We start from the raw sequence: 13,461 nt of genomic DNA on the forward strand, positions 1-13,461 counted from the left end.
GGCACCGGATAGAGCCGGCAGACAATGCGTTCTGTCGGTTTTTTTGATGAGAAGATTCCAGGTCAGTGTAGAGTCACGGATCTGTAGCGACTGAATTGAAGAGGCTGAAGTGGGCCCCATCGTGAATCTTCAACAGCTTTCGGCCGGTCAGACTTTCTCCATCGTGGGGGCGATCTTAATTGCCGTTCAATGACGGCCCCGCTAATTCATCGAACAGGATGAACTTGAGGAAGTAACAAGAACGGATATGTCTCCTTGTGACATTGACGTTCCGCTCATGCTAAGCAACGGCTGCATGATGATCATCGCTAACGATGACGCCAGTAGCCTGGTTCACCGGCTGGGACGAGCTCCCTAGGGTTCGCTGATCCAGCAGTCCGCTGGTTTGGATCGCCTGTACCCTGGCGGTACCGAGACCACCGATGCAGGTCAGCTGGTCAGCCGCCCGCCAGGAAGAGGAGAACCGTCGCCAGCAGGCCAACTTCGCGATGCTGGTGAAATATCCGGGTTAGACGCGTTCGAAAATGGTTGCGATACCCTGACCACCGCCGATACACATGGTGACCAGTGCGTAGCGACCCTGAGTGCGCTCCAACTCGTACAACGCCTTGGTAGCGATGAAGGCACCGGAACAGCCCACTGGGTGCCCCAGTGCAATTGCTCCACCGTTGGGGTTGGTCTTGGACATGTCCAGCCCGAGCCCCTTGGATACGGCCAGAGCCTGGGCAGCAAAGGCTTCGTTGGATTCGATTACGTCCATTTGATCCAGAGTCAGGCCAGCACGTTCCAGCGCTCGCTTGGTGGCCGGAATCGGGCCTTCACCCATGATGTGGTTAGGCACTCCGGCAACCGCGTAGGAAACCAGGCGAGCCAGCGGCTTGTAGCCATCCTTCTCGGCCGCTTCAGCACTACCCAGAACCAGCATTGCCGCACCGTCGTTGATACCCGATGCGTTACCCGCTGTGACGGTACCATCCTTCTTGAATGCCGGGCGCATCTTGGCCAGGCCTTCCAGGGTGGTGTCGGCTTTACAATGCTCGTCAGTGTCAAAAACGGTTTCACCCTTACGGCTCTTCAAGGTGATCGGCACGATCTGAGACTTGAAACGGCCTTCTTCAATTGCGACGGCCGCACGGCGTTGAGACTCGACCGCAAAGGCGTCTTGTTCCTCGCGACTCAGTTCCCACTTTTCAGCCAGGTTCTCAGCAGTGATGCCCATGTGTCCCTCACCGAAGGGATCGGTAAGGACGGCAACCATGGAATCAACCATCCCCGTATCGCCCATTCGAGCACCGGAACGCATTGCCGGAGCAAAATAGGTGCCCCGTGACATGACTTCGACGCCCCCGCCAACACCGTAATCGCAATCGCCCAGCATGATTGCCTGAGCGGTAGAAACGACGCCCTGAAGGCCGGAACTACACAGTCGGTTGACCGCCATCGCCACAGAATCCATCGGCAAACCGGCCTGGATCGAGGCAACACGGGCTACGTATGCGTAGCGTGAGTCTGTCGGAATACAGTTGCCGACAGTTACGTAATTGATTTTTTGAGGATCTACGTTTGACCGGCCAACGGCCTCTTTCATTACGGTTCCTGCGAGTTCTGCCGGTTCCATCTGGCTCAAAGAACCACCAAAAGTACCAATTGCTGAACGAACCGCGCTCAGTACATAGACGTCACGATGTGCCATGTATCACCCCTTTAAATTAAATCAGTCAAAGCCAAGCTTTTTCCGCAGCCCATCGTCCCCGGATTGGTGGCTATGGAGCCGGTATCTACCGGGCTACACGGTGGCTTTAGAGTCGTCATGTCGGTAATTTGCTGTTATTTCGCTGCGCCTGCACTCATCATTTTGCCTGCCACGCAGTGTTCTATTCTTGTACAGTGCGAATGCCGAAGCACCCTATCGCAAAAATACCTAGATAAATGATTTACCGCTATTGGACTTTCCGGGAGGGTCGGTGGTTTCAATAACCAAGGATGGGGTCCACTTTACATAGCATCCAATAACTTCCTCGATATATTAGCAATATATTCAAACCAATCACCCGTAACGTCACATGCCCAACATCAAATGTCGCGGAGTGGTCGAACCTTCACCGGCCTGCTTATAAGCGGCTCTTCGTCGTTGGGTGTGGAATTCGCCCCCTAAGCTGGGCCAGGGTATGACCTCCATATGGACAGGAGGTATGGCACGGATGGCACCCGGATTCTGACCCTCGGCCTGGGCCTGGAAGCGCCCTGGATTCTCAAGGCCCCTGTGTTGAGCCACCGCCTGGGACTCTATGTTGCAGCCGAGCGTGGCAGCTTCTGCCCGTGTCCTGAGCGAACCCGTAAAACCCAATCACTAAGTGGGGGTTAAAAATTTCCAAGCAAAGAAAAAGCCTCTGGAATCAGCGGCTTATTCGAAACGTGGCGGAGGGGGAGTCCGCTACTAATAATCTACAATCAGTTATTTAGGTTGGATATTTTTACATACCCCACAACCTAACCTACTAAAATTAAGGCACTAGAGTGATGTCGAATGATTCCGGATAAGTGGGGTCCGGCAGGCTTGGAGCAAGTGTCTTCAGCCGTTGGCAGATGAAGGCGCAGTCGTCATGGACCAGGAGGCAGCGGTCGGCTATCCACTCGATCCAGGCGGGGCGGCCTGATAGGTTCCCGCGGTGGGTCTGTCTGGGGCGGGCCTCCAGCAGCTTGGCGCCCCTTTGGCGAGCTTCCTCGGCGCTCTGGGCGTCCTCAAAGGTGTTGTCTTTGGCAGCGGCCAGCCTGGCGCGGGGGCCCCTTCCTAGCGGCGCCAGCATCTCCCGCATCCGGTTGACCAGGCAGCAGCCAAGGGGGCGCCCAGCGTCTCGGGTCAGCTGTCGGTATCCCATGCTCTGCATGACTTTGGTCGGTGAGCCGAGAAGGGTGCCGGCACTGGCCCTCCTGCCTCTACCTCGTGGTCCAAAGTGCTGCAGTTATTCTATTAATCTAGGGTTTCAACCCGGTTGCGGCCTCCTTCCTTGGCCTGGTACATGGCCTGATCGGCCCGGGCGACCAGCCCCTTGCGAGTGTCGCCCGGTCGCCAGATGGTGACGCCGACGCTGATGGTCACGCTCCCCAGCTTGCCCAGGTCCAGTGCCTCGGCGCTCTGCCTGAGGCGTTCGGCGAGATGCCTGCCGCCGATCAGGTCGCAATCACTGGCCAACACCAGGAACTCCTCGCCGCCCCAGCGGCCCAGGAGGTCGGTGGGGCGCAGGATGTTCTGCAGGACTCGGCTCAGCGTCACCAGCACCTCATCGCCAACCTCGTGACCCTGTGTATCGTTGAAGTGCTTGAAGTAATCGATGTCTAACAGCAGCACGGCGAAGGGCCTGTCGTGACGTTCGGCGGCGTTGAGCTCGGCATCGATCGCCTGCTCCATGCGAAAGCGGTTCCAGGTGCCGGTCAGGCTGTCGCTGTAGGCCAGGCTCTTGAGCTTTTCATTGAGCTTGGCGATCTCGTGGCTGGAGGTCAGCACGGCCAGGTTCTTGGCGAGGTCCCCGGCGGCACGGCACTCGATGGCGCGCCAGGCGCGGCTGCGCCCCCGCACTTCCTCCTGCCATTGGGCAAAGGAACGGCGGGGCGCCAGAATCAACTGCCCGTTGCGGATCATGGGGATATCCTCGGGCTTGCCGGCCCAGCGCCGGCTGTGGCGCTGTTCGGGGCGAAAGAACATCAGCCAGTGGGGCGTCTCGGTGGGCAGGGGCAGGGGCACGGCCAGCAGGCCGCAGAGGTCGCCCTCCTGCCATGTTGCCAGGGGTGTCTTGGCCAGCGATTGGGTGTGCCAGGCAGTGTCGCGAGGCTGGTGACGATTCAGCGAGTCGGCCATTGCGACCAGGTTCTCCTCGTCCGGCAGGGCGCCCATACCACGGCTCTTTTTCCCAGTGACCAGTGCGATACCACTGGCATCCAGCAGTTCCAGCCATTGCGCGCCGTGACGCTTGATCAAGTCATCCGGACCGAGAAGGCGCCACTTCTCGTCGGAGAGAATCTCGTTGCTGTCGTGGATGCCTTGGAGGAGGTGGGTATCGGCTCGGGTGCGTAATTCCCTCAACCGCTGCATGGCTATCTGAACCAGGGTGCACAGCGCATCACGCAGGTCAGCCTCCAGCGTCCTGGGCTTCAGGCCCTGAAAAGCCAGTAGGCCCCATAGCTTCTCCTCCTCGTACATGGCGATCGACAGTGAGGAGCCGACGCCCATGTTGGTGAGATACTCTTGGTGAATCGGTGCGACGGCGCGCAACACCCCCCGCGACATGTCCAGTGGCGCCGTCTCACCAGGGCCACAGGGCGGCACCACGGGAACCGGGGGTGCCAGGGCATCGGGGATGCTACGCACCCTATTGAAGTCGTAGAGTCGGCGAACTTGGGGAGGAATGTCACTGGCAGGGAAGGAGTGGTCGAGGTAGCTCTCCGCCACGGGTAGACACGTCTCGGCGACCACTCGGCCATTCCACTGCTCGTCGAAACGGTAGACCATCACCCGCTCGTGGCCGGTCCACGCTTGTACCAACTGCGTCAGGGCATCGAGAAGGGTATCGGTGTCGTCGATTCTCCTGACTTCGACCAGCCAATCGTTCACCTTGTCCATCAAGAGATGCCCATCCGGGCACATCTGGTATTCCAGTTCCACGACGAAAGCGTCGCCACTGGGATAGGCCACTACATGGTAGCGGCGTCGTTCGCCCTGTACCTCGCCCTGGGCGGTGAGAACGGAGGCCGAGCCGTCCTCCTTCACCAGTTTCGTGTCCAGGAGATCCATCAACTTGTCGCCCAGTACCTTCCTGGGCTCGCCGGCCAGGGCGTCCGTTACGCTGATACCCAGGAAATTCTCAATATTGGCACTGACCTGGCGAATCCGTCCCAGGTTGGCATCCAGGCTCACCAGGCAGCCCATCGGCTGGATAGCGCCAGGGATATGCACTGGTTCACGGGCACACTCCTCGAGGGCAGCAGCGATCTCGGCATCGCTGTAATGGGTGTTGGGCATGCGTGAGCTCCAGGGGGTGGGTTCAGGTGGTGACCACGGGGGCAGACGCCAGGGCCATGTCAGTCGGTGGGCGACAAGTCGAGTACCCGAGAAGTATCGAGATGCTTTAGGAAGTATCCAAATGCCTGGCGGGCCGCGCGGATAGCTAACTCGACCTCTTCCATCGGACAATGGGTGACGGCAAAGTCACAAAAAACCGGCCAGGCCCGCTCGCCATCGGCGTTGTCGAAGAAGGTCCGGGGAATGCCGTCGCCTAGCGAAGCACGGACCCTCTTGGCGATGATCCTGGCGCCGAGGCGTGAGCCTTCCAGGACATACAGCAGACCCACCAATTCGGCGAGCGTTGCCGGTGGTTCTGGCCCCCGCCCTGGCGAAGCGGGTGACGACAAGCCGAGATGTGCGAGGTCTGCCTCGAGCCAGTCCATTCTGGAAGTGAAAGGATACGCCAGTGCCAAATTGTGGATAGACTTTGCGGCGAGTACTTCCAGTCCCTGCTGCGCTGGGTGCATGGCGCTCAGCGTCTCGGCATAGTCGTTGAGGTCGAGCCCTGGCCGAACCAGGCGCACCAGCATCGGGTGGTCGTCCAGGCCATGGTGGTCTGCGCGTGTATGGCGTCGCAGGCTATCGAGGAGTGGCGGACGGGGTTCGATCACGCGGAAGGTTGCCTCTACGGTTGTCGGGTCTCGCTGGCCAACTGGTCACCCAATATGGTGCATAGCATCGGTCATGGGAAGAGGCAGTCAGTAAGGCAGACTATCCCCTACCATCCTTGATTGGATGCGGACCGGCCAACGATGCAAGAAGTGCCCAGCGTTCATGCCAATCAAGACTCGCGATCTTGACCTGAACATCCAACTCTTGATGGTGGGAGCGACCTTCTTGATGTTGGCTGTGGCGTTTCCAACGAGATCTATCTGCGCATGCCGTTGGCTCTGAATGCCGAGCGCCTCGGGCCTTGGGCTAGACCCTGAGATGAGCGACCGCGAGACGCTGCGACAGGTGTTGAATCACCTGAATGCTGAGCAGAACAACGAAGGCCAGCGCCTCGCCGATGAGTGGCAGGTTGGGAGGCCTCTCCCCACCACGAAAAACACCAAGACCTGGCCATGATCTCACTTGGTTGGACTTAAGCTGAGCGTCAGCCGGACAGTGACCGCCATTTGCCGAGGCGGATGTTCAGCTTCCCCAGCAGATCATCGAAGGATCGAGCGGGTGGTTCATTACCGTGCTGCTCCCGAGAGGCAGCGGCTTCGTCGTGGCCGCCTAGTTCGTGACCGTCGCCGTGCTGGACGCGTCGGTCGTCAGGATGTCATTCCACTGATCAGGAGCCGGTAGAGCACGCAGTATATGAAGATATCGGCTCGTGATCGCGTTGCTTGTCGGCATGGCGGGGCCTCCGGGGCTCGACGTAGTTGTTCTCTCAGTGCATCGCGCCCCCGCCCTGCTCCGGAAACTCCCCTCGAGGTTCGTACCAATGGGTCTTACCTGGCAATTGTTGGCTGACTGTCGGAACTGGCTGATCCACTGCCGTCGATGTCAACGCAGAGGAAGTAGAGCGATGGAGTACCTGATCTGTCGGTGATGTCGTACAGCGGACGAGAGAACCCTGAGCCACGCTGAAGTCGGCGCCATTATCTCGCGGCTCAGGTCGCCTAGTGGGTGCGCCCCAAAGACAGTCTCACGGCCACGGACGGCCAGCCCTTCACTCGAGAGCCTCCAGGGCTTCCTCGTGAGTGGTGGTCAATCTGCCCGACAACTCGCGTTGCTCCTTCCAGGCCTGGACGGTGACATGTTTGCCGAGCAACTCGAGGTTCTTCGGTTTGTCCGGCCACTTGATTTTCTTGACCAGGCCGACCATCTGCCGCTCATCACCATGGCCTTCCCACAGCTCTGATAGGTCCAGGGCGCTGATGGTGGTGCGCCAGACCTTCGGCCAATCTCGAAGAGGCTTGAGCCTTCCGTCGTCGTCGAGGATGTCGATGACGTCCATCTGGTCGATCTCCACCAGGCGTTGGAGAACATAGTTGGCGTCGACCTGGGTGCGCTCACTGCGCTCCTGGACGCGGTCGTCTATGGCGGCGGCGATGTCAGGTTTTGACAGGTTTTCGGCGCCTACCTGCCGGGCGGTCTTTTCACTGTAGCCGGCACGGATGGCCGCCTGGGTGGCATTGAGGTCGATCAGATATTCATCTACGAACCGGGATTGCTTTGGCGTGAGTCGAACTCGGGTCATGAGGCGATCCTCTCGGATGGCTGGACTTTCATTATATCTCGATCATGAAGCAAGTTGATATCGGTTGGCCATGGGCGTGCTCGTTCAGGCCGCGCGCTCCAAAGCCCAAATGGAACCATTTCAATCGTAGGCTCACGGTACAGGCAGGACAAATGCATAACGGCTTGACGAGAAATGCCAGGACTATGGCGGCACATGGTTCTTCTGGTTCAGCCTCCTACGGAATCGTTGCGAGTTTCCAGTCGGAATATGATCTCATGCATCGAATAATTTTATAAAGATTCTGTTTCATGGCGAAAGAAAAGTGATTTTTACCGGATATGCAATAAAGTAATCGCTCTTGAGTATCTTGGCATGAGCTGCATTGTCCGGTACGTACTAGGGTGGATGTGATCGCCCAGGGCGCAAGAGGGTTCGCCAACTCTTGGCCTTCGAGCAGCAAGGGCGAAACACTCAACAAGAACCGACTGCATGCTCAACCGAACAAGGGGATGAAAATGAAACGTCTCGGAACATTGCTGACCGCTGCGGCGATCGGCCTTTCGACCATCGGCACTGCCGGCGCCCAGGAATTCGGCCCCACGCTGGACAAGATCAAGGAAAGCGGCGTCATCACGATCGGCCACCGAGAGACCTCGGTTCCGTTCTCCTACCTTGGCGAAGACAAGCAGCCGGTCGGCTATACGGTCGACATCTGCATGCAGATCGTGGATGAGATCAAGAATGAGATCGGTGTCGACGAGCTGGACATCAGGTGGGTGCCGGTAACGCCCCAGACCCGCATCCCGCTGATGTCCAACGGCACCCTAAACCTGGAGTGCGGCTCGACCACCAACAACCTGACCCGCCAGCAGCAGGTCGACTACGCCGCCATCACCTATATCACCGGCACGAAGCTGCTGACCAAGAAGGGAAGCGGCATCGAGACCGTGGAGGACTTGGCAGGCAAGCCCATCGCACTGGCTCAGGGCACCACCAACGAGCGTGTTGTCAAGGCGGCCATCGAGGAACGTGACATCCAGGACGTGAACATCGTGTCCGTGAGGGATCACGCGGAAGGGTTCCTGGCGTTGCAGACTGACCGCGTGGACGCCTATTCGACCGATGATATCTTGCTCTACGGTCTGATCGAGAAGGCGAGGAATCCCGAGACCTACGCAGTGGTGGGCGATTTCCTGTCCTATGACCCCTACGCCATCATGCTCCCGCAGAACGACAGCAAATTCCGTCTGGTGGTTAACCGCCGGCTGGCCGAGCTGTTCCGCACCGGCGAGATCGAGGAGATCTACAGCAAGTGGTTCAAGCCCATGAGCGTGCCGATGTCAGACCTCCTGAGTGCCAACTTCAAGATCAACGCCCTGCCGAAGTGAGAAATCCTTTCAAGACAGCCTTTCAAGTTGCTTGAAGCAGGACTGCGAGCAGCCCAACACGGTAAAGGCATGGCGAATGTAGCTATGGTCGGGGTCGCTGACGTGACCCCGACCATGTCTGGGCGTTAATTGAGGAATACTAATGAACTACAACTGGAATTGGACGGTCCTGTTCCAGGAGCCCTACCTCGGCTGGCTGTTCTCCGGTTTGCAGTGGACCCTGCTGGTGGCGATCGCCGCCTGGATCATCGCCTTCGTGCTAGGTTCCGCGGTCGGCATCCTGCGCACGGTACCCAGTCGGCTGGTACGGACCCTGGCTGCGGCCTATGTCGAGCTGTTCCGCAATATTCCGCTGCTCGTGCAACTGTTCGTGTGGTACTTCGTTGTGCCCGAACTGCTTCCCGAGGACCTGGGCCTTTGGGTCAAGCGCGACATGCCCAATCCCGAATACTGGACGGCCGTCGTGGCGCTGGGCGCCTATACGGCGGCCCGAGTGGCCGAGCAGGTCCGCTCAGGCATTGAGACCATCAGCAAGGACCTGGTGAACGCGGGTCTCGCGATCGGGCTCACGCCGCTTCAGAACTACCTGTACATCCGGCTTCCGATCTCCTATCGGATCATCGTCCCCCCGCTGACCTCCGAATTCCTGACCATCTTCAAGAATTCATCGCTGGCACTGACCATTGGCGTGCTGGAACTGACCGCCCAGGCACGGCAGATCGAGAACTATACCTTCCAGGGCTTCGAGGCGTTCACTGCCGCGACGTTGCTTTACCTGGTCATCACGCTTCTGGTGGTGCTGCTGATGCGCCTGATCGACCAGAAGACACGAATCCCGGGTACGGGAGGAGCAAGGTAGATGGATGATTTCGATTTCCAGGTCATTGTTGAATCGCTTCCGTTCCTTCTGGACGGACTGGTCATCAGCTTCCAACTGACCTTTCTGGCACTGCTGGCGGGTCTCGCCTGGGGCACCCTACTGGCGGTCATGCGGGTCTGGGGCCCGGCGCCACTGCGGTGGTTCAGCGCCGTCTACGTCAACGTCTTCAGGTCGATCCCGCTCATCCTCGTCATCTTCTGGTTCTACTTCCTGGTGCCGCTGCTGATCGGCCGACCGGTGGGGAACTTCACCAGCGCGTTGATCGCCTTCTCACTGTTCGAGGCAGCCTATTATGCCGAGATCATGCGTGCCGGGCTCAATTCGGTCTCGCGCGGACAGGTCTATGCCGGCCAGGCCATCGGGCTGACGCCGCGCCAGAACTTCCAGTACGTGATCCTTCCCCAGGCCTTCCGCAACATGATCCCGGTCCTGTTGACCCAGGCGATCATCCTGTTCCAGGACACCTCCCTGGTCTATGTCGTGGCCCTGAGCGATTTCATGACCTCAGCCAGTACGGTGGCCAAGCTGGAAGGACGTCTGGCAGAGATGTACCTCTTCGCGGCGCTGGTCTATTTCGTTATCTGCTTCTCTGGCTCCATGCTGGTGAAGTACCTGCAGAAGAAGAAGGTCGCATGATCAAAATCGACAACATCGACAAATGGTACGGCAACTTCCATGTCCTGAACGGCTGTTCGCTTGAGGTTGAACGTGGCGAGGTGATCGTCATCTGCGGTCCGTCCGGCTCGGGCAAGAGCACACTGATCAAGTGTGTCAACGCGCTGGAGCCCATTGACTCGGGTCACATCGTGGTCGACGAGACCGAGGTGACGGCCAAGGGCACCAAGCTGCCAGATGTGCGCGCCCGTATTGGCATGGTGTTCCAGCATTTCGAGCTGTTCCCACACAAGACAGTGATCGAGAACTTGATGCTGGGCCAGATCAAGGTGCTGAACCGCTCACGCGACGAGGCGCTCAAGAAGGCCGAGGGCCTGCTGGAGCGGGTTGGCCTGGCCGATCAGGCGGATAAGTACCCCTCTGCCTTGTCCGGCGGACAGCAGCAGCGGGTGGCGATCGCCCGGGCTCTGGCCATGGATCCCATCGCCATGTGTTTCGACGAGCCGACCTCGGCGCTCGATCCGGAGATGATCAGCGAGGTGCTGGATGTCATGGTCGAGCTGGCCAAGGAAGGCATGACGATGATGGTGGTCACCCACGAAATGGGCTTCGCCCGTAAGGTGGCGCGCCGGGTGGTCTTCATGGACGAAGGTGAGGTGAAGGAGATCGCCGCGACTGAAACCTTCTTCAAGAACCCCGAGACAGACCGTGCCAAGGAATTCCTGTCGAAGATCCTGGCGCACTAGCATTGTCCGGAAAAGCGAGCTCACTAGTGTCACCTATGCCACTGCTGCATAGGGATCCTCCCGGATGGCTGAGTCTATATTATATCTCGAGTCCGGCGTTGGCGGATAACGGTAAGGAAATCAACGGGTCATGAACCCACGCAGAGACGCAAGAGGCCCATCAGCGGACGCTGACGGGCCTCTTCTCCTTGAGAGATTCGATGCGTGCGGGGTGATCAGGTCCCCAGGCCGGCGACCAGCACCACCCCCAGTACTACGACCAGCAGGATCACGGTCTCCAGGGCCATCAAGATCACCGGGCGCCAGCCAACCACTGCCAGCTTCTGGAACGAGGTCTTGATGCCCAACGCCGCGATGGCGGTGACCAGGCACCAGCGGGACAGCGTCGACATCCCGTCGCTTACCGTCTCGGGAATGAGCCCCAGGCTGTTGACCACGACCAGCACCACGAAGCCCACCAGGAAGCTCGGCAGCATCGGCACCTTGGCCTCCGCCCCTTCTGCCTGGCGCGAGGCGCGAAACAGCCACATGAAGGCCATCACAGCCGGCACCAGCATGGCGACCCGCACCAGCTTGACCAACGTCGAGATGTCGCCGGTCTGCTCGGAGATCATGTAGCCGGCCCCCACCACCTGGGCCACGTCGTGGATGGTGCCCCCCAGGAAGATCCCCGCCTGGACATTGGCCAGCTGCAGGGCCCCGGCGATCAATGGATACGTCACCATCGCCATGGTCGAGAGCGTGGTCACCCCGACCACCGTGAGGATGGTGTTGCGCTCGCTGGTCTCATGACGTGGCATCACCGCCGACAGGGCCAGGGCCGCCGATGCACCGCAGATGGCGACGGCGCCGCCGGTCAGGAGCCCGAGGTCGCGATCCAGGCCCAACGCCCTGGCCAGCACCGCTCCCATGGCGATGACCAGCGCCACCGCCCCCACCACGGTGAGTACGGGCCCGAACCCCAGGTCGCCCACCTGCGCGAGGGTCATCCGCGCGCCCAGCAGCGCCACACCGAGGCGCAGCACGGTACGCGCGGCAAACTCGATACCCTGGCGGCACGGTCCCTGCTCGCTCAGGAAGTGCAGCGACATGCCGAACAGCAGGGCATAGAGCAGCGTCGGGCCCCCGTAGTGGTCGGCGATGAAGGTGGTGGCCAGGGCGATGGTGACGCACACCAGCAGCCCGCGGCCGAGGGCGCGGAAGCTGCTGAGCCGCAGGGCGAGACGGGTCCTCCAGTACGCGGCCGAGGTATTGAGGTTCTGTGGTTTCATATAGCTGCTCTCCTGGTCCGGTCTGCTGGACGAACGTCCCGTCCTCATCCGGAGATGAGGCTGACGGGAGGCGCGACGGCGCGGGAAACGAATCGTGGCGGCCCCGGGTCACCCTGCCCGGCCGGCCGGAGGTTCCGTGATGTCGCCTAGGGTGCGGGGACCTCGGCGCCCTGGGCGGCGGCCACCACCTGCTCGGCCAGCACCTGGACGGTATCGACGATGGGCACCGAGGCATCCAGGGCGTCCTGGATCACCGACAGCTCGGTGCAGGCCAGCACCAGCACGTCCGCTCCGCGGGCCCTGAGGTCGTCGGCGGCTCGGGCGAAGGCGGCCAGGGTCTCCGGGTGTCGCCCCTGCCCGCGCTTGACCGCGCAGATCACCTCGAGCACCGAGGCCTCGTCATCGGGGTACACCAGAGAGAGGCCGCGCGACTCGACGAAGCCCTCGTAGAGGCCGATCTTGCGCAGCGCCGGGGAGCACAGCATGCCCACCCGGGCCCCGGGGATGCGGCGGGCGATGGCATCCAGCGTCCGCTCGACGATGTGCCAGACCGGGATATCGACGGCTTCCTGGGCGAACTGCCAGTAGTAGTGGGCGGTGTTGCACGGCATCACCAGGAAGTCGGCGCCGCCCTGCTCGAGGCGACACGCCATCTCGGCAATGGCCGGGCCCGGGTTCTCGCCATCTCCGTGAATCAGCGCCCTGATCCGTGACGGCACCTTGGGATTGTTGTCCACCAGCAGGTGGACGTGATCGATATCGTCCTCGGCGGGCGTGGCGTCGATGACCCGCTGCATGAAGGTCACGGTGGCGTCGGGCCCCATTCCCCCCAGCACCCCGACAATGGTGTGCCGAGCGGCGGGTGAAGCCTCAACATCGTGGTCGTTAGTCGTCATCGGTTGCCTGTCCCTTTCGTTCCGGCAGAACCCGCTGGCCGAGCAGCACGCCGGGCTCGGTCTCGATCTCGCAGGAGGTCAGGCTGTCGCGCTGCGCCTCGGCGAAACGGCGGATCTGACGATGGGCGAAGTCGATGTCATCCTTGACCGACTGGGGCACTCCGTCGGTGAGACGCTGGCGCTTCTCGTCGCTCAGCAAGAAATCGTCGGTCCAGCCGTCGAACTTCTCGGCGTACACGCGCACGGCCGTTTCGCCACGCTCGCGGATATCGTCAAGCATCTGGCGCACCGCGGCGGTGACCCGTTGATCTTCGGCGGCGACGCCCTCGTCGCCCTCGGCAGACTTGGGATGTCGAATTGTTATGGTGTTCTCCGCAATGGAGCTAACGGCTTGGGATACTGGTGGAATCCCCCGGGACGCGGGCCCGGGGGA

General features: G+C 60.5%; 11 protein-coding genes. 4 read left to right on the forward strand and 7 right to left on the reverse strand.

The features are described from left to right. Positions 1-508: 508 nt before the first annotated feature. The 4 genes from ABE960_RS03645 to ABE960_RS03660 form a co-directional block, all read right to left on the reverse strand. Positions 509-1,693 (reverse strand): acetyl-CoA C-acyltransferase family protein, encoded by a 1,185-nt coding sequence (locus tag ABE960_RS03645; protein WP_349760895.1) that lies wholly within the window; start codon positions 1,691-1,693, stop codon positions 509-511. 1,278 nt (positions 1,694-2,971) lie between these two features. Continuing rightward, on the reverse strand, positions 2,972-5,017 hold the full coding sequence (locus ABE960_RS03650) for a sensor domain-containing diguanylate cyclase (protein WP_349760896.1): 2,046 nt from the start codon (positions 5,015-5,017) through the stop codon (positions 2,972-2,974). Positions 5,018-5,076: 59 nt separating this feature from the next. Beyond that, positions 5,077-5,589: a biliverdin-producing heme oxygenase gene (locus ABE960_RS03655; protein WP_349760897.1), complete on the reverse strand. Its 513-nt coding sequence runs from the start codon at positions 5,587-5,589 to the stop codon at positions 5,077-5,079. Positions 5,590-6,719: 1,130 nt separating this feature from the next. Next, positions 6,720-7,250: a terminase small subunit gene (locus ABE960_RS03660; RefSeq protein ID WP_349760898.1), complete on the reverse strand. Its 531-nt coding sequence runs from the start codon at positions 7,248-7,250 to the stop codon at positions 6,720-6,722. A gap of 383 nt (positions 7,251-7,633) precedes the next feature. Here ABE960_RS03660 and ABE960_RS03665 point away from each other — a divergent pair, with 383 nt between their 5' ends. From ABE960_RS03665 to ABE960_RS03680, 4 genes are all read left to right on the forward strand, one after another. After that, positions 7,634-8,620: an amino acid ABC transporter substrate-binding protein gene (locus ABE960_RS03665; RefSeq protein ID WP_349760899.1), complete on the forward strand. Its 987-nt coding sequence runs from the start codon at positions 7,634-7,636 to the stop codon at positions 8,618-8,620. A 142-nt stretch (positions 8,621-8,762) separates the two neighbouring features. After that, on the forward strand, positions 8,763-9,479 hold the full coding sequence (locus ABE960_RS03670) for an amino acid ABC transporter permease (RefSeq protein WP_349760900.1): 717 nt from the start codon (positions 8,763-8,765) through the stop codon (positions 9,477-9,479). Beyond that, positions 9,480-10,136, forward strand: coding sequence for an amino acid ABC transporter permease (locus tag ABE960_RS03675; RefSeq protein WP_349760901.1), 657 nt, complete (start codon positions 9,480-9,482; stop codon positions 10,134-10,136). Beyond that, a complete protein-coding gene (locus tag ABE960_RS03680) occupies positions 10,133-10,861 on the forward strand; it encodes an amino acid ABC transporter ATP-binding protein (RefSeq protein WP_349760902.1) in 729 nt (242 codons plus the stop codon). The genes ABE960_RS03675 and ABE960_RS03680 overlap by 4 nt, the downstream gene beginning before the upstream one ends. Before the next feature lie 215 nt (positions 10,862-11,076). On the opposite strand, the gene ABE960_RS03685 is transcribed toward ABE960_RS03680, so the two are convergent. The 3 genes from ABE960_RS03685 to ABE960_RS03695 all read right to left on the reverse strand — a co-directional run bounded on the left by ABE960_RS03685 (position 11,077) and on the right by ABE960_RS03695 (position 13,437). Then, on the reverse strand, positions 11,077-12,132 hold the full coding sequence (locus tag ABE960_RS03685) for a YeiH family protein (RefSeq protein WP_349760903.1): 1,056 nt from the start codon (positions 12,130-12,132) through the stop codon (positions 11,077-11,079). A gap of 146 nt (positions 12,133-12,278) precedes the next feature. After that, entirely contained in the window at positions 12,279-13,028 is a 750-nt protein-coding gene (gene cuyB / locus ABE960_RS03690) for a cysteate racemase (RefSeq protein ID WP_349760904.1), read from the reverse strand. Then, entirely contained in the window at positions 13,018-13,437 is a 420-nt protein-coding gene (locus ABE960_RS03695) for a histidinol dehydrogenase (protein ID WP_349761377.1), read from the reverse strand. The genes cuyB and ABE960_RS03695 overlap by 11 nt, the downstream gene beginning before the upstream one ends. Positions 13,438-13,461: the final 24 nt, after the last annotated feature.

Source organism: Halomonas aquatica (assembly GCF_040196335.1).
Lineage (GTDB): Bacteria > Pseudomonadota > Gammaproteobacteria > Pseudomonadales > Halomonadaceae > Halomonas > Halomonas aquatica.